This window comes from Pantoea sp. EKM101V (genome assembly GCF_011800325.1).
In the GTDB taxonomy this organism is placed as follows: Bacteria; Pseudomonadota; Gammaproteobacteria; order Enterobacterales; family Enterobacteriaceae; genus Pantoea; species Pantoea anthophila.
The window spans coordinates 48,398-63,771 of the sequence record NZ_JAALFP010000017.1; the positions used below are offsets into that span (position 1 = coordinate 48,398).

The window sequence follows — 15,374 nt, forward strand, 5'->3', positions numbered from 1 at the left end:
CTTAACCTAGTAACATTTTATAATATTTTCAGAGGTATAAATTACTCTGTTTATATTTCTACTAATAGTTTTTTCTTGAAATAACTAAATTTTCATTTTCTGAAAAAGAGTTTACTACTGAAAGCCTGACTCGGCGCTGCCACTCTGACGGCATGTTACCGTGAAGGAGATCCGCTATGCGACTCAGGCTATTAAACTCATTTTTCCTGTTTATACCGTTTCAGCTGATGGCCGGCACCGTTGTCTATACCGATGCCGTACATCCTCCTCAGAATCTGTCTGAAGAAAGCTCTGTTGTCTGGCTTGATGGCCCCGACCGCCTGCAGAACTCCATTTTCGGCCAGCTGGCTGCAGATCCGCAGCTGGCCGCTCAGCAGGCCCGCGAAATCATTCAGTCGCCGCAGTGGCCCGGACAGCAGGAGCAGATTGCTCAGGCATACCGGCAGGTTGTGCATGCCTGGGAGATCGGGCTACATAAGTTCCCTGCCGTCGTTTTCGATGACCGGGATGTGGTTTATGGCACGTCCGACGTTGCGCGGGCTACCATGCTTCGCAGTCAGGGGGGTAAATGATGCGCTTCTCCCCAGAAACACACTTCCGTGCCGCCGGCGTTGCCACCGTGCTGGTAGCAGCCGCGACGCCGGCCACGGTTTCTGCCATTAATACTGCCGGCATCATTGCCAGCGCCATCACTCAGGACTGTATAAGCTGGCGCGTCAGCGGCATCTGTTACTGGCTGATGTGTACGCCCTTTGGCTGTTCGGTGAAAACCTCCGTTAAAGTGACGCACTTCATTCCTGAAGTCGTAGTGTCCACCTACACCGGCCCGGGTGGTAATCCCTGGACAGAAATGGCGTTTATGAGCGGCGCATCCGGTACGATCGATAACGCGCTGACCAGCGGGGCGCCAGCCGGCGGTGGTAATGCCGCCGATATTAAGACTCCCGGGCAGCGTAAGTCGAACATCAAATTCAAGTACGCCGATGCGATAGGCCACCCAGCCACCTCCGTCATTGGTGGCAGCATTCCCGGTTATTCATGCAATACCGCCGCCACGCCATTTAATCCCTACTTTCTGAGCACGCTGGATTCACTTGTTTGGCGATCGGGATTACCTGAATCGCTGTATCCCGAGGCGCTGGTTCCCGGCCAGCGTGAACTGGGCAGCCAGGTCAACGCCAACATGTGGGGCAATATTTATCCCCGCTCAGGCTTCGTCAGCCAGACGGACGATGACAAAGCCTCTGCCGTGGTCGCGCAGCGGGTCGCCGACATTATCACCCGGTCCGGGCAGCCTCACGTTTATCAGGTACTCAAGGGCACGCACAAAGCCGGCTACTGGCCGCCAGGAGAGGTGAAAGAAAACACGGGCACGGCGAATCATAAATGGCAGCGCCTTTCACCCACGCTTTCTACTTCCTGCGCCGTCTTCCCTGACGGCGCGTATCCCATTGCTCAGGACGGCAACGAAGCCTATGCGCTATGGCAGCCCTACAGCTGCTGCAAGCGACGCGGCCAGACCTTCCTCTATTCAACTGACTTCTGAGAGGCACAATGTCACCAGTTCAATTTAAATCGGCCGCACTTGCCCTGTGTATTGCGTCCGCAGCGGCATCCGCGCAGGCAGCTGATGATAACCAGTCCGGCACATTCGGTATTTCACTGCCCTCCGTAAATAACAGCGCCATAGGCTACGGCAAGGACGTCAGCGGCGCGGTTTCTGACAAGCTCTACTATACGCTCGGCGGCGGCTCAGTGATTTCACAGCCGGCAACGCGCAGCAACATGCGTAAAATCGGTATGAGCGCAGGCTGGAGCAGCGACCTGATGTGCGGCAACTTCGACCTGAAAACGACGGTCGGTAATCAGCTCAACGGGGTAACAAATGGCTTCAAAAATCTCATGGGCGACGTGGTTCAGAACGCCACCGGTGCCGTCGCCAGCTTGCCGGCAATGATTATCCAGCGTGCCAATCCCGGCCTGTACGACATGCTCACAAACGGCGTGCTGCAGGCAAACGTCTCTTTTGATAAAGCCCAGCTCAACTGCCAGAACATGTCGAAGCGCATGATGGATTTTGCCGGCAACAACAAATGGACGCAGGGCGCGGTAATGGATGAGTACCGATCGCTTGTTAACAGTGGAGACGCTGATGCTGTCCGCGTGAATAACTCAGCGGACAAGCTGCAGGGCAACTCAGGCCAGAACTGGATCGGCGGACAAAAACGGGGCGGTCAGGGGCAGAAGGCCATCCGGCCAACGCATGACTTAACGGCCGCAGGGTTCAATATGATGAACAGCCTGCCGGTATTGAGCTCTGACACGATCAGCAGCAACAGCTGTAACGGGGGAGCCTGCGGAAAATATGCGAGTGCTGAAGAAGCCGCTAAAGCCGTGGTTCAGGTTGTGGGAGACAGCTCCCTGCGCACCTGCAGCGATGCATCTCAGTGTACAAGCGGCGATGACGAACAGCAGCCGGGGGCTACTCAGGCCGGCACTGGCTTTGCTCCGATTCTGGAAGAGACCACCAAAGAGAATACTGAACAGCTGGTAAAACTCGTTAACGGCACCGAACAGCCCAACGCGACTAACCTGGCAAAGCTCAAAACAGGCAGTTTGCCCATCACTGCAGGCGTTATCAGAGCACTTCAGCGGGATCCTGATAACGCAGCCCTGACCGCCCGCCTCGCCGGCGAGCTGGCGATGGCGGATACGGTTGAAACCGCGCTGATTATGCGCCGCATGATTGTTACCGGCATGTCTGAGCCTAACGCAGCCGCGCAGAATGCGGCCATTGAGGAAGGCGATCGTCGCGTTGCGGCCATCGATCGTGAGATCACCGCTTTACGAAATGAAATGGAGCTTAAGCGCGAGCTGTCTCGTAATTCAGTGCTCACCATTATCGATCGGGAAAACGGGCGCGTTAACAGTAATCCTCAGACGCAGAGCGATGACAGCACCGACAACCGTATGAACCATCTAGCCGTTCCTGAGACGGAAAACAACTGATGAGAGCGCAGCCTATGAAAACCGATAACGGGGCGACACGCGCCTCATTTTTCCGTCGGCACCCCGCGCTGTTTCGCGTGCTGTGTACTGCCGGCGCTCTACTGGCATTTCTGCTGGGCGGGCTCATCGTCGCGGATCGGGCAATAAAAAATCCTGCACAGGCCGCTACATTTCGCGACTGGATGGAGCATGCCCGCTATGGCTGGCTGATATGGCGCCTGGCGATTTATGGTGTGCTTGCGTGGGGTTTTGTGAAAGTTTTCCGTGCACCGGGCTTCGGCCCGCAACACCGGCAGCCGCTGATCCGCATTGCGGCTGTCAGCCTTATTTTTGCCGTTGTCTGTGAACTAGTGCTGCTCGGCGGCACGGGAGCGTCCTGATGCTGACTAACAGCTACTTGGAATATTTCCTTACCCTGCTCGGCTGGGTGGTTAACAACGGACTCTGGAATATTCTCATCACGACCGGCCTGTTTGCCGCGCCTGTCGCTTTCCGGCTTATCGGCATCTGGCTGAAAGTGCGTGAAGAAGGTGAAGATGAGGGGAATAAAGGTGCCCTGTCCATACCCCGCATGGAGCACGCGGTTTACACGTCTTTTCTGGTGATGATTGCCTGCTGTATGCCGCTGATGAACGTCGATATGAGCACGATAAAATATGACACGTCGCGTGCGCAGAGCTGCGGGACGTGGACGCCAAAAGCGCCCGATGACACGGGATATTCACCGGTCATATCGAGCATTAATGATCAGACGGCTGCCGCGCCGGTCTGGTGGTATCTGATTCACAAGCTGGCAAAGGGCATTACCCAGGCGTCTGTTGCCACTATCCCCTGCCGTCCGGACATGCGTCAGCTCCGCTTCGAGGTGCAGCACACGCGTATTAACAACAAATCTCTCGCGGAGGAGCTGCAGGACTTTACCAACGACTGCTATTCGCTCGCGCTGTATATGTGGAAACGTCAGGATCAGGGGCAGACGAAAGACAAAGCCGCGCTGCGTGATATTGAGTGGATAGGCAGCAAAACTTTCCTCAGTAATTATTACGGCAGCCTGCAATCGAAAACGCCCAGGGCTGAATTTGCCTGGAATGAAAGCCGCGACAGCGGAAGGCCGGATACAGGCCGGGGCGGCTATCCGACATGCCGCGAGTGGTGGAATAGCGCTGATACCGGGCTGGAGGCTCGCGTCGTCGATCAGGCTGACCCGGGATTATGGACCCGTTTGACAGCTGCCATGAAAATGATCGGGGGCAACTCAGCGGACTATAAAGAGGCTATTATCCGCCGCCTGGTCAGTCCTGAGAGTCTGACCGTATCACAGGGCGGACACGTCTATGCCGGCTACGGAGGCAACGCCGATTTCACGCTCGATAACTCCGTAGCCCGCGTAGCTGCAATCGGCGGCACCGCGTTAGGCAGTCTGGCAGCGTTCCCAGCATTTGATGCCATGCGCCAGGCGTTGCCAATGGTCCAGGCCGTGTTGCTCATGGCCGTAGTGGTGATTCTGCCGCTTATCCTGGCGTTCTCTGCTTATGAAATTAAGACCGTTATTACGCTTACGTTTGTGCTTTTTGCGCTGAACTTCCTGACGTTCTGGTGGGAGCTGGCGCGGTGGCTCGACAGCTGGCTGCTGACAGCGCTGTACAGCTCTGACACGCACAGTAGCTTTAACATGGCCGGATTTCAGAACAGTTCGGATGACCTGATCATGAACTTTGTTATGGCCACGATGTTTCTGGTACTGCCTGCAGTATGGATGGGGGCACTTTCATGGGCTGGCGTACGTATTGGCGGCACACTGGATGCTGCGTTCAAAAGTGGTACAAACGATGTGCAAAAGGCGGGAGGCTCAGCTGTAAATACAGCTAAAAGTGCCGCTAAGCTATGATTTTGTTAGTGGGCATGGATGCCCTCTAATCTTCCTCGTCGTCGTAATTATCTACCCTGGATGATGTTGCTCCTGGCATTGATGAGCCTGTATAAATCCCCGTTCCCTCATAACCATCACGCCACTCAGTCCCATAAGAAGGGGCATGATCATCGCTGCAGCCATCTTCACCGCTGATAGCTATGTTGCACAGCATATAAACAAATATCCCGCCAATGATCATAATGGTTCCGAAGATCACTCCACATGCGACCGCAGTACACAGCGCTACAAAGCACGCCAATGGAACCGGTATGCGCCCTAAAAAAGCAGGAAGTTCACGCCTGACAGCCCATGCGATACAAATATTGTTAGCAGCTCTCGCGCTTTTAGAGAGCCTGAGCCAAAATCCGGCGGCACGCCTTCCTCTGTTGAAAGCTGAGTTATCCATAGCCTCTCCTTAGAATAATCTTTGAGCTTAATAGTCACATAGAATGTCTGTAGAACTTTGGTTGTAACATTTATCACCTCTACTCATTAAGCAAACTTTCATCATGCTCAGCAAGATAACGTTTAGTAATCCTGATTACCTGCCGTTCAGAAACCCCACAAATATTGGCTGTTTCACTAATGCTCATCCCGTTATGTAGCCGCAGTTTTATAACGTTTTTATGCATTTGATGGTTAGCCTGCTTTCCTTTGAACTTTCCTTGCTCAACAGCTTTTTTGATACCTTCTTGCTGCCTGCGTCTGCGATCCTGATAGTCCTTACGGGCTATAGCTGCAAGCATATCTAACATCATTGCATTTATTGCTCTGAGCATTGCAGCAGTAAAGTCGTCACTTCTATGGTTCTCCAGCGCGACGTAACTGGTTGGTAGATCCAAACTTACTATCGATAAACTTTTACTGTTAATCAATTCCTTGAGTTTTACCCATCCAGCATCATCAAGACGAGAAAGCCGATCTACCTGCTCAATCAGTAAGGCATCCCCTGGCGAGGCATTCTCAAGTAGCCGCATAAGTTCGGGCCGCTGAAGTGAAGCACCAGAAACATTCTCAACATACCAGCTTGCTACACGATGGCCGCGCTCAGCTACAAATTGCTGCAGGCTGTTTTTAGCACGCTCGGCATCTTGTTGCCGGGTAGATGCGCGGAGGTACGCAAAAATGTACATTTTTCAGGCTACCATGACTTATAGGTGATGACTTATCATAGCATGACTTTTAGGTAATGACTTAATGATAAAATGGGTGCATTTGAGGGGGTGACTTTTGGGTATACCCGGCCAAATTTTTACGCTTTGTGGGAATCACATAGGATTTTCAACAGAATTCACGTAGCGCGATCATTTCATGAAGATGCTAAATGTCCGCTATGAGCGAAAAGCAGACGTTGCCCGCCGTTAGCCAGCGGGCAACATAATAACCAGCTATTTACGCAACAGGCGCAGGCCGTTTGCCACAACAAGCAGACTTGCACCCACATCGGCAAATACAGCCATCCACATGGTTCCCATGCCGGCAATGGTCAGGGCCAGAAATATTGCTTTGATGCCAATTGCCATAACGATGTTCTGAACCAGAATGCTGTAAGTCTGTTTTGAAAGCCGGACAAAGGCAGGGATTTTACGTAAGTCATCGTCCATCAGGGCAACATCAGCGGTTTCGATGGCGGTATCGGTGCCCATCGCGCCCATGGCAAAGCCGATATCGGCGCGAGCCAGCGCCGGCGCATCATTGATGCCGTCGCCTACCATGCCAGTGGTACCCTGAGCCGTAAGTGTTTCAATGGCGCGCAGTTTGTCCTCAGGCAACTGGTTACCCCGGGCTTCATCGATACCGACCTGAACGGCAATGGCCTGCGCTGTACTCGAATTGTCTCCGGTCAGCATGAGTGTCCGGACGTCCAGACTGTGCAGCTGGCTCACCGCTTCGCGACTGCTTTCTTTGACTGTATCTGCCACTGCAAACAGCCCGAGTACCTGATGACTGTCACAGAGCAGGATGACCGTTTTACCAGCGGACTCCAGTTCCCTGAGCGTCGCCCTGACAGTCTCCGGGCAGCTGCTCGTTTCTTCAGCCAGTCTCAGATTCCCGAGGCTGTAGGTTCTGTCATTGATGACACCCCGCACCCCGCGGCCCGGCAGAGCTTCAAAGCGCTCAACGTCATAACGCTGCGAACCCTCTAATGCTGCTGTCACGGCCTGCGAAACCGGATGATCGGAGTAACCCGCCAGACTCGCAGCCAGTCTGCGGCCTTCATCTTCGGCAACCCAGGTATAGATAATCACATCCGTTTGTACAGGTTTACCGTGCGTCAGCGTGCCAGTTTTGTCGAGCGCCAGCCATTTCAGTTTTCTGCCCTCTTCAAGATAAATGCCACCTTTAATCAGGATTCCCCGGCGGGCTGCCGCCGTCAGGCCGCTGACGATAGTTACTGGCGTGGAAATGACGAGCGCGCAGGGGCAGGCGATAACCAGCATGACAAGCGCCTTATAAACCCACTCGTGCCAGCTTTCACCTGCCATCAGTGGCGGGAGGATGGCAACCGCAACCGCGATTGCAAACACCACGGGGGTATAAACCTGTGCAAAGCGGTCAACAAAGCGTTGCGAAGAGGCTTTTGCCCCCTGGGCCTCCTCCACGGCATGAATGATGCGTGCGAGTGTAGTATTTCCGGCAGCAGCCGTTACCCGGTATTCAAAACCACCGGAGCCGTTAACCGTCCCGGCGAAAACCGGATCGCCTTCTCCTTTTTCGATCGGCAGGCTTTCGCCGGTAATGGGTGCCTGGTTGATGCTGGTCCTGCCTCGGACAACCCTGCCGTCAAGGGCGATACGCTCACCCGGTTTTACCCGGACCACGCTGTCAAGGGGTACAGATCTGGCATCTGCCACTGTCCAGGAACCGTCCGGCTGCTGAATCGTGGCTGTTTCAGGCGTCAGCGTCATCAGGGAGCCAATAGCATTGCGGGCGCGGTCAAGAGACTTCGCCTCAATCAGTTCCGCGATCGTGAACAGCACCATTACCATGGCGGCTTCCGGCCACTGCCCGAGCGCCAGCGCCCCGGTTACAGCAATGCTCATCAGGGCGTTAATATTCAGATTGCCGTTACGCAGCGCAATCCAGCCCTTTTTGTAGGTAGACAGGCCGCAGGCACCAACAGCGGCCAGGGCCAGAACTGCTTCCAGCCATTCCGGCATGCCTGTCCAGTGCATAGCTTCGGCGGCCGCTGCCGCAACGCCGGCCAGTGCCAGCGGCCACCAGGGATTTTTCTTTTCCTCAGTAGCCGCGTGCCGCCCGCTGCTGTCAGAGAGCTCAGGTTCAAAGCCCAGCGAACGAATGGCGGCCAGAACCGGCTCCAGCGTACCCGGTGCATGAACGACCGTCAGAACGCGCTGCATAAGGTTAAAATCCAGCTCCTTAACGGCCGACATACCGTCCAGCTTTTTACGGATCATGCCCTCTTCTACCGGGCAGTCCATCTGCCTGATGCGGATGCTGGTACGCACTCCGTCAGCGGTCAACTGCTGTGCCTGCAGCTCACCGGAAGTGACAGCCGCAGGTGCGCAGCAGGAACCGCAGGCGCTTTCCGCTTTGCTGCCTGAACAACTGATGCCGGCAGGCCGGGTGACTTTATCAGCCAGTTCCGGGTCAAAACCCAGAGAGCGCACCGCCTGTAGTACCGGCTCCAGTGCCTGCGGCGAGTGGGTCACGGTAAGTACCCTCTGCATCAGATTGAATTCAAGCTCACTGACGTCAGACAGTTTTGTGAGTTTTTTACGAAGCAACGTCTCTTCCGTCGGGCAGTCCATCTGCACGATGCGCAGACGTGTCTGAACGCTATCGCTCCCGTCGCGTTCTGCCACTGGCCCGGAAGGCTGACTCAGACTCTCCGATGAACAGCAGCTTCCGGCACTACAACAGTCCGGTGAGGCATCAGCCATTTTTTGCGAAGTTTTTCCGGAGGCGTCTGCCGTGGCAGCAGAGGTATAGCTGACGGATGTCCGCTCTCCGGACGCGGCAGAACCGCACTTGTTATTACTACAGCAGTCACTCATGTTTTTATCTCGTTCATAGCATATACTGGCATTAAAGACCCTGAAGTAACTACAGGGTCAAGTGTACAAGGAAAAAGTTATGAAAATTGGCGAACTGGCCCGGCAGGCAGGCTGTCCGGTAGAGACGGTGCGTTATTATGAGCGTGAGGGGCTGCTGCAGGCAGCATTACGTGACCAGGCAAATAACTACCGTCACTATGACAGTGCCCATCTGGAAAGACTGATGTTTATCCGCCGCTGTCGGGCGCTGGATATGACCCATGAAGAAATCCGGGTGCTGCTGCAGGCACGCAGTCAGCCTGATGCAGATTGCGGTATGGTTAACGACCTGATAAACGAGCACCTTCTTCATGTACAGGCCCGTATTCGTGAACTTAATATGCTGGAAACGCAGTTGTGCGAGCTGCAGAGTCATTGTAACGCCAACCGTGCAACGCGCGACTGTGGCATTTTGCGCGAACTGGAGCAGGCAGATGAGTCGGATGATGTCCTTCCCGTTATTTCTTCTGGCCATCTTGCCGGCAGCCATCCGCATTAATTTTTTAAGAGCAGGCTCTGTAACGAGCCGTTTTAATTAAAAGATAACGTCCGCTTCTGGCACAGAGCGGACATGCTGACTGAGCTGGAGGTCCGCTATGAGCGAGAAGCGGACATTGCTAACAGCGTTATGAGTGAATCAACGGGGAGTAGGTCACTCGCAGCGATCAAAGCGCCTGCTAGGTCAGATAGTTTTGCTTCACCTTACACCCCCGAGACAACGTCCTTCGGCGACATATTAATAATACATGTGCGCGAACCGCATTTAGTTCAGCCGACTCATTCAAATCTCAGTAAAAATTCTCAGATGAAAATCAAGCAATGGCTAATGCCGCTGCGAACAGAACTTCATCCCGAGAAAAAATGATTATTTAGCTTAAGTGCTTTGTTTAACGTTACTTAAAGTTTATTCCGTAAAGCAGTAAATCAACAATGCGGTATAAAGTTAATGAAGGAATAACCGATAAAAAGGTTAAGGTGCTTTGCAAATGTATCTTTTGTAATTGTCACTATAACGAATTAATTCACTAGGAATTATAAATGAATAAGATTCTTAACAATATAAGTCTTACCGCTAAATTTGCCATCCTGGGCCTGTTTTCCCTTGTCCTGTTCTCAGTTCCTACCATGCTTTTTGTTTCCGAAGGTAATAAATACATTCAGGACAAGCAAAGGGAGGTAACAGGTGTACCCGTAGAAAATAGGATTTTAGCCCTACTCAATTTGCTACAGCGCCATCGTGCAGAAACCGCCCTTGCCATTGCAACCAAAAATCCCGCAACACCGTCCCGCGTTCAGGTCAGAGATGAAATTGAAAACATCACTGATGTTATTACCAAAGATATGGCCAAGACAGAAGGCAGCGCTGCCATAATCAGCAAAATCAATGATGTGCGCACACAGTGGAGCCAGTTACAGCAGAGAATCGATTCTTCACAACTGACTCTGACAGCCAGTCTTGATGCGCATGCCCTCCTCATCCGCAACCTTTTGAACGCGAACCGTGATGTGCTGGATTTTTACGGCCTTTCTCTCGATTCAGATATCAACACGTACCGTTTAATTACGAGTAATTTTTCATCATTGCCTGAATTGACCGAAAGCCTTGGGAAAATACGTGCATTCGGCACTTCCCTTCTTGCCCGAAATGAAAGCATAAGTGAAGCAGACTCTGTCCGTATGGAGTCCTTAATCAGTAATGGTTCGTATAACCTGAATTTATTTGCTCAGGATTCTGAAAAACTATTTTTATCTGATAACACATTTAAGCAAAAATTTAGCGCAAATGCAGATGCAGCCGTTGAGGAGGCAAAAAGTGCTCTCAAAACCGCTGAAGCGATTTTCATTAACCGGAGCATGACGAATCAGAACCCGAAGGACTATGCAGCGCTCTTTACGCACGCTATTAACAAATTCAGCGACTACGCCATTGCCGGAGGTAATGAACTGAATGAAATGCTGAATGGGCAGATTAAGGAACACCGGTATGCACAATATGCTCTACTGACCGTTCTTGTTTTTATCGTTTTGTTAGCAGTAATTTTCGCTCTGATTATCATTCGCTCCGTTACCAAGCCTATCAGTGCAGCCTCAAAGCTTGCGCTTGAAGTCGCAGGTGGTGACCTTACGTCAACATTTACGGTGAAAGGACGTAATGAAACTGCCGGACTGCTCAAGGCATTACTGCAAATGAGTCAGCGACTTACACTTACGGTTGAAAACATCAAAAGCAACGCTGTCACTATTGCTACGTCATCTGAAGAAATTGCTCGCGGAAATGGTGATCTGTCGGCACGAACGGAAGAGCAGGCAGCCTCTCTGGCTGAAACCGCGGCCAGCATGGAGCAGTTATCGTCAATCATCGGCAATAATGCGGATAACACCCGTCATGCTGCTGAAATGGCCAATTCCGCTACCAGTGCGGCCTTAAGAGGCGGTGAGGCGATGGAGTCAGTGCTGAATTCAATGGAAAAGATAAGCAACAGTGCGGGGCAGATTAAAGAGATCATCTCCGTTATTGACGGGATAGCGTTTCAGACGAATATTCTTGCTTTAAACGCAGCCGTTGAAGCTGCCCGGGCAGGTGAGCACGGCAAGGGCTTTGCTGTTGTTGCATCTGAAGTCAGAGCACTGGCACAGCGATCGGCTGGAGCGGCGAAGGAGATTAAAGGACTGATTGAGCAGTCAGTTGAGCATGCCGAACAGGGAATTTCGATGGCCCGGGATGCCGGTGAAAAAGTTAAGCAAAGCGTGGAAGCTATTGAGCAAACATCTCAATTAGTCAGAGAGATTTCATCTTCTTCTGAAGAACAAAGTGCGGGCATATCTCAGATAAATATTGCGGTGACACAGATGGATCAGGTTACGCAGCAGAATGCCGTACTGGTTGAAGAGTCTGCATCATCTGCTGATGAACTTGCAAGCCGGGCCGCAAGCCTGAGGGATGCTGTCAGCGTATTCCGCACAAACGCTGTATAATTGGTTCAAATACTTTGGTTGTGTGCCATTTAATGCGGCAACATTTTTACAAAACTGCGTCTGTATTTGCATTTGATAATGCCATCTTCAGGGATGGCTTATCTCATTTAAAACCATGATAAAGTTATACTTTTGCACTTAAAGGCCCGGTGGACTAATTAAACGCCTGTTGAAATATTTGGCATTACCCCCCAATTGCCCATATGAGCTACGCTCATAACATCCGTTATGCAACCTGCAACGCGTTCCTCTTTAAAGTTGTTTCTATTGCAGATGGCCTTCATAATTCCTCTCGTGCCGGACGGCGCGTTACACCTTCCCCCTGGGGCGCTGTTCTGCACTCGCGCCATCCGGCCATTCAGTCAAATCTCTTACTACGCAGTTTCATAAATCAGACTTCAAATTTGAAAATGGCGATATGCAGAAAATCATTAGATGCGGGGTTAGCTGCATAGAGGCGCTGACCTGCTCCCGGTAAACTAACATTCCATGATGCAAGCAACGTCCGCTTTTGGCACAAAGCGGACATACGCAGATAAGGAGCTCAGGAACGAGCATCAGCGTTTTCCATTATCGCTTTTACTCTTAGAATGGTCTGCCGTGTGGTGTTAAATTCGCGGGCGATCGCGCTGATGCTTTTCCCTTCACCAAGACGCAAGAACACCGCTTTCTTTTGTTCGTCGTCCAGAGCCGGGGGGCGGCCGAAACGCTTTCCGGATGCCTTCGCCCTCGCAATGCCAGCATGTGTACGTTCAAGTAGCAGATCACGCTCAAATTCAGCGACCGCAGAGATTACCTGCATTGTCATCTTTCCGGCCGGACTGGTGAGGTCTACCCCTCCCAGCGCCAGGCAGTGTACCCGTATTTCTGAAGCAGATAGCAGCTCAACGGTTTTTCTAATATCCATAGCGTTTCGCCCGAGGCGATCCAGCTTCGTTACAATTAAAACGTCACCGTTTTCCATTCGATCAAGCAGACGCATAAATCCAGGACGCTCAGCAGCCGCGACTGAACCACTTATGTACTCTTCAATCAGTCGCTGGGGTCTGATGTTAAATCCAGCCGCTTCGATTTCACGACGCTGGTTTTCAGTGTTCTGTTCAAGGGTCGATACCCTGCAGTAAGCAAAAACTCGTGACATGACGTTATTTTATGTACGAAATAGGTGTACTTATTATAAGGCGTGTACGAAATAAAAAACACTAACTTTCGGACATGTGTTATATAACATGTCCGAAACCGGTCGGTTTCGTACATTAATTTAAAGAATGCTTGATGCATCAATGAAATTATAAACTTGCTAATTTTTTCTTTTGAGGCAATTTCATGGCGTATTGAATGTTGGCTACAAGCTATGACATTTGGGCATACTCTAATGTCATACATAAAAGTGGTGGTATAACTGCGCACGCTTAGCAAATTTGGTTCAAGAAACGGTTGACGACTTCGTCAAATAGAGTAGTATTAATGTCAATGACGCCTGCAACATCCCTTCGGGGAAGTTAGTGGGCCTTTTTTTTGCCTATTCAGGGATGATGCCGCTATGCCGACAATCCTTTACAGCAAACCCTATCGTACCCCTGCTGAGCTAGTTAATGATCTTAAGAGTAAACAGCTTGAGTTCTTAGACGAAGCTGAAGCGGTAAACACCCTAAGCCAGATAAGCTATTACCATTTTAAAATTTATCTCCACCCCCTTTTAGATCCTGCCAGCCCAGGCGGCAAACATTACAGGCGACATGAGTATTTTGAATACGGGGTTGAACTTTATAGGTTTGACGAAAAGCTCCGTGCGCTATTGTTTGGAGTTATCGCCAGACTGGAAGTTAAACTCAGGAGCAGGCTTGATCACGCGTTATCTGGCTACACAAACAACCCATTTTGGTATTTAAATGATACGTATTTCTTTACCAAAAAGAGCTCTGATTATATTGATGACACACGCAGAGGGATACAAAGAGATTTTAGCCGAGAAGACGAGCTTTATGCGAGAAATTATCGCAGTAAATATCATAATGATGTTCACCCTCAGTTTACTGACCTCCCCCCGTTTTGGGTGGCAAGTGAGTTAATCACTATCGGCTGCTTATTTAGAATATTCGATGCAATTGATCACGGGTATTTTCGAAATCTAGCAGCTCCAGATAATACTCTCCTTGATAATCTGGCTAAGGAGTTTGGAGCAAATGATTTTAAAGCGCTCACAAACTGGGTGCGGCGTCTGCGCGACGTTAGAAACCGATGTGCTCATCATAGTCGTCTCTGGAACGCTAAACTAGCTACCCCCAGTCAGATTGCCGGTGAGCTTAGCGTTGCTGAAACACACCAAAAGCGCCCATATCTGACAATATGTGTTATGCAAAGAATGATAAAAACACTTGGCATAACTGGCATTAATCTCAAATCCGATTTAATTCAATTGTTCGCAGGCAACCATGCAGCCAGGCTCTATATGTCAGAGACTGGTTTCCCACAAGGATGGCAAAAAGATCCACTGTGGAACTAATTTAACAGCTCTAAAACAGTATAAATAAACCGCTGAAGGCGGTTTATTTACATTTATCATTAATGCCCGGGCGCTCAACTCCAGCGGATTACCAAGCCGCGGCGTAACCCTGCTTGCGCAGGCGCTGCCTTGCCTGTTTTATATAAGGTCCGTCAATCTCTGATTTTTCCTGCAGATCGCAAAGCACGTTGCACATAATGGCCAGCGATTCATCGGACAGCCTAAAGTCATGCCGCAAGCCGTATATGCTGATGCTCTTCAGAGCATGAATGCGATCAAACAAGTCCCGTAGAAAGTCCGTGCGTAGGCTGGGCTTAGCGAGCGCGATGGCTCTGCTGGCATCATCGTGAAACGTGACCTCTGGCCTTTCCTCGCCCGCCGCACGCAGCAATGCTGGCACATCAGGCCAGTATTTCAGATCGTACCGGTCAAGTTTCCGCAGCTCCGGCCAGATATAAGAAAGGTAGAGGTGATTCTCGCGCCCGGCAGCATCGATCATGTCCGTCAGCCTGAACATATGCTCAACATGAAGGTGCCCGCTGCGGTTAAGTAATTCATCCCGGCGTTCAATAAGCCGCGCAAGCTTGTTATACACGTCGGCAATATCTGTATTGAGCGCCTGCAGCTCGCGATAATCGGTCCGTAACTGGTTATGCTCGCCTTTTTCACCGCTCATTGAGGCGAAAATACACTGCTCAGTAAGATTCCACAGCGGTATACAGTTTACATCCTTGGCCCAAAGCTCCTGCCAGACCGGAGCCAGTTCAAGCTGGCGAGCAATAAGGCGTTCAAATATCGGCCAGGTGCTGGGCCAGACTGGCTCTGCCCCATCTCGCCACTCACTCAGTTTCTTTTTCAACATGATGGTTGCCAGTGCGGCAGGATCATTCTTTTTTTTAGACATTGTTTTTAC

Annotated in this window: 14 protein-coding genes; 9 read left to right on the forward strand and 5 right to left on the reverse strand. The window is 51.2% G+C overall.

Features of this window, described 5'->3' with window-relative positions; genetic code table 11:
• Positions 1-176 precede the first annotated feature (176 nt).
• From HFD92_RS20210 to HFD92_RS20230, 5 genes are read left to right on the forward strand one after another with little or no spacing between them, the layout of a single operon-like run.
• Positions 177-572 carry a TIGR03757 family integrating conjugative element protein gene (locus HFD92_RS20210; protein WP_167429580.1) on the forward strand — a complete coding sequence of 132 codons (396 nt, stop codon included), beginning with the start codon at positions 177-179 and terminating at the stop codon, positions 570-572.
• A complete protein-coding gene (locus HFD92_RS20215; protein ID WP_370525241.1) occupies positions 569-1,546 on the forward strand; it encodes a TIGR03756 family integrating conjugative element protein in 978 nt (325 codons plus the stop codon). The genes HFD92_RS20210 and HFD92_RS20215 overlap by 4 nt, the downstream gene beginning before the upstream one ends.
• 8 nt (positions 1,547-1,554) lie before the next feature.
• On the forward strand, positions 1,555-3,009 hold the full coding sequence (locus tag HFD92_RS20220) for an integrating conjugative element protein (protein ID WP_081981872.1): 1,455 nt from the start codon (positions 1,555-1,557) through the stop codon (positions 3,007-3,009).
• A gap of 14 nt (positions 3,010-3,023) precedes the next feature.
• Entirely contained in the window at positions 3,024-3,389 is a 366-nt protein-coding gene (locus HFD92_RS20225; protein ID WP_242461321.1) for a hypothetical protein, read from the forward strand.
• Positions 3,389-4,897, forward strand: a complete 1,509-nt coding sequence (locus HFD92_RS20230) for a conjugal transfer protein TraG N-terminal domain-containing protein (RefSeq protein ID WP_167429581.1) — start codon at positions 3,389-3,391, stop codon at positions 4,895-4,897. The genes HFD92_RS20225 and HFD92_RS20230 overlap by 1 nt, the downstream gene beginning before the upstream one ends.
• Before the next feature lie 25 nt (positions 4,898-4,922).
• Here the strand turns inward: HFD92_RS20230 and HFD92_RS20235 are convergent, their stop codons facing one another.
• From HFD92_RS20235 to HFD92_RS20245, 3 genes are all read right to left on the reverse strand, one after another.
• A complete protein-coding gene (locus HFD92_RS20235) occupies positions 4,923-5,327 on the reverse strand; it encodes a hypothetical protein (RefSeq protein ID WP_040126231.1) in 405 nt (134 codons plus the stop codon).
• Between the two features lie 79 nt (positions 5,328-5,406).
• Positions 5,407-6,054: a recombinase family protein gene (locus HFD92_RS20240; RefSeq protein ID WP_040126232.1), complete on the reverse strand. Its 648-nt coding sequence runs from the start codon at positions 6,052-6,054 to the stop codon at positions 5,407-5,409.
• Between the two features lie 255 nt (positions 6,055-6,309).
• Positions 6,310-8,826 carry a heavy metal translocating P-type ATPase gene (locus HFD92_RS20245; RefSeq protein WP_346450549.1) on the reverse strand — a complete coding sequence of 839 codons (2,517 nt, stop codon included), beginning with the start codon at positions 8,824-8,826 and terminating at the stop codon, positions 6,310-6,312.
• A 193-nt stretch (positions 8,827-9,019) separates the two neighbouring features.
• Here HFD92_RS20245 and cadR point away from each other — a divergent pair, with 193 nt between their 5' ends.
• The 3 genes from cadR (at position 9,020) to HFD92_RS20260 (ending at position 11,955) form a co-directional block, all read left to right on the forward strand.
• The gene (cadR, locus tag HFD92_RS20250; RefSeq protein WP_033755771.1) at positions 9,020-9,478 is read left to right on the forward strand and encodes a Cd(II)/Pb(II)-responsive transcriptional regulator; all 459 of its coding nucleotides are present in this window, start codon (positions 9,020-9,022) and stop codon (positions 9,476-9,478) included.
• A gap of 72 nt (positions 9,479-9,550) precedes the next feature.
• On the forward strand, positions 9,551-9,844 hold the full coding sequence (locus tag HFD92_RS20255; RefSeq protein WP_167429582.1) for a hypothetical protein: 294 nt from the start codon (positions 9,551-9,553) through the stop codon (positions 9,842-9,844).
• Between the two features lie 173 nt (positions 9,845-10,017).
• Positions 10,018-11,955, forward strand: coding sequence for a methyl-accepting chemotaxis protein (locus tag HFD92_RS20260; RefSeq protein ID WP_167429583.1), 1,938 nt, complete (start codon positions 10,018-10,020; stop codon positions 11,953-11,955).
• Positions 11,956-12,499: 544 nt separating this feature from the next.
• Here the strand turns inward: HFD92_RS20260 and HFD92_RS20265 are convergent.
• Positions 12,500-13,096 carry a recombinase family protein gene (locus HFD92_RS20265; protein WP_101826942.1) on the reverse strand — a complete coding sequence of 199 codons (597 nt, stop codon included), beginning with the start codon at positions 13,094-13,096 and terminating at the stop codon, positions 12,500-12,502.
• Between the two features lie 402 nt (positions 13,097-13,498).
• Between HFD92_RS20265 and HFD92_RS20270 the strand changes: the two genes are divergently transcribed.
• Positions 13,499-14,461 carry an Abi family protein gene (locus tag HFD92_RS20270; protein WP_167429584.1) on the forward strand — a complete coding sequence of 321 codons (963 nt, stop codon included), beginning with the start codon at positions 13,499-13,501 and terminating at the stop codon, positions 14,459-14,461.
• Positions 14,462-14,549: 88 nt separating this feature from the next.
• Here the strand turns inward: HFD92_RS20270 and HFD92_RS20275 are convergent, their stop codons facing one another.
• Complete coding sequence (locus tag HFD92_RS20275) at positions 14,550-15,365, reverse strand: hypothetical protein (RefSeq protein ID WP_167429585.1); 816 nt, start codon at positions 15,363-15,365, stop codon at positions 14,550-14,552.
• Positions 15,366-15,374 lie beyond the last annotated feature (9 nt).

What these genes read in the sequence shown, in the direction of transcription:
- HFD92_RS20230 (WP_167429581.1), top strand. Translation starts at nt 3,389, where the DNA reads ATGCTGACTAACAGCTACTTGGAATATTTCCTTACCCTGCTCGGCTGG.
- HFD92_RS20225 (WP_242461321.1), top strand. Translation starts at nt 3,024, where the DNA reads ATGAAAACCGATAACGGGGCGACACGCGCCTCATTTTTCCGTCGGCAC.
- HFD92_RS20270 (WP_167429584.1), top strand. Translation starts at nt 13,499, where the DNA reads ATGCCGACAATCCTTTACAGCAAACCCTATCGTACCCCTGCTGAGCTA.
- HFD92_RS20275 (WP_167429585.1), bottom strand. Translation starts at nt 15,365, where the DNA reads ATGTCTAAAAAAAAGAATGATCCTGCCGCACTGGCAACCATCATGTTG.
- HFD92_RS20265 (WP_101826942.1), bottom strand. Translation starts at nt 13,096, where the DNA reads ATGTCACGAGTTTTTGCTTACTGCAGGGTATCGACCCTTGAACAGAAC.
- HFD92_RS20215 (WP_370525241.1), top strand. Translation starts at nt 569, where the DNA reads ATGATGCGCTTCTCCCCAGAAACACACTTCCGTGCCGCCGGCGTTGCC.
- HFD92_RS20220 (WP_081981872.1), top strand. Translation starts at nt 1,555, where the DNA reads ATGTCACCAGTTCAATTTAAATCGGCCGCACTTGCCCTGTGTATTGCG.
- cadR (WP_033755771.1), top strand. Translation starts at nt 9,020, where the DNA reads ATGAAAATTGGCGAACTGGCCCGGCAGGCAGGCTGTCCGGTAGAGACG.
- HFD92_RS20255 (WP_167429582.1), top strand. Translation starts at nt 9,551, where the DNA reads ATGCTGACTGAGCTGGAGGTCCGCTATGAGCGAGAAGCGGACATTGCT.
- HFD92_RS20235 (WP_040126231.1), bottom strand. Translation starts at nt 5,327, where the DNA reads ATGGATAACTCAGCTTTCAACAGAGGAAGGCGTGCCGCCGGATTTTGG.
- HFD92_RS20240 (WP_040126232.1), bottom strand. Translation starts at nt 6,054, where the DNA reads ATGTACATTTTTGCGTACCTCCGCGCATCTACCCGGCAACAAGATGCC.
- HFD92_RS20210 (WP_167429580.1), top strand. Translation starts at nt 177, where the DNA reads ATGCGACTCAGGCTATTAAACTCATTTTTCCTGTTTATACCGTTTCAG.
- HFD92_RS20245 (WP_346450549.1), bottom strand. Translation starts at nt 8,826, where the DNA reads ATGGCTGATGCCTCACCGGACTGTTGTAGTGCCGGAAGCTGCTGTTCA.
- HFD92_RS20260 (WP_167429583.1), top strand. Translation starts at nt 10,018, where the DNA reads ATGAATAAGATTCTTAACAATATAAGTCTTACCGCTAAATTTGCCATC.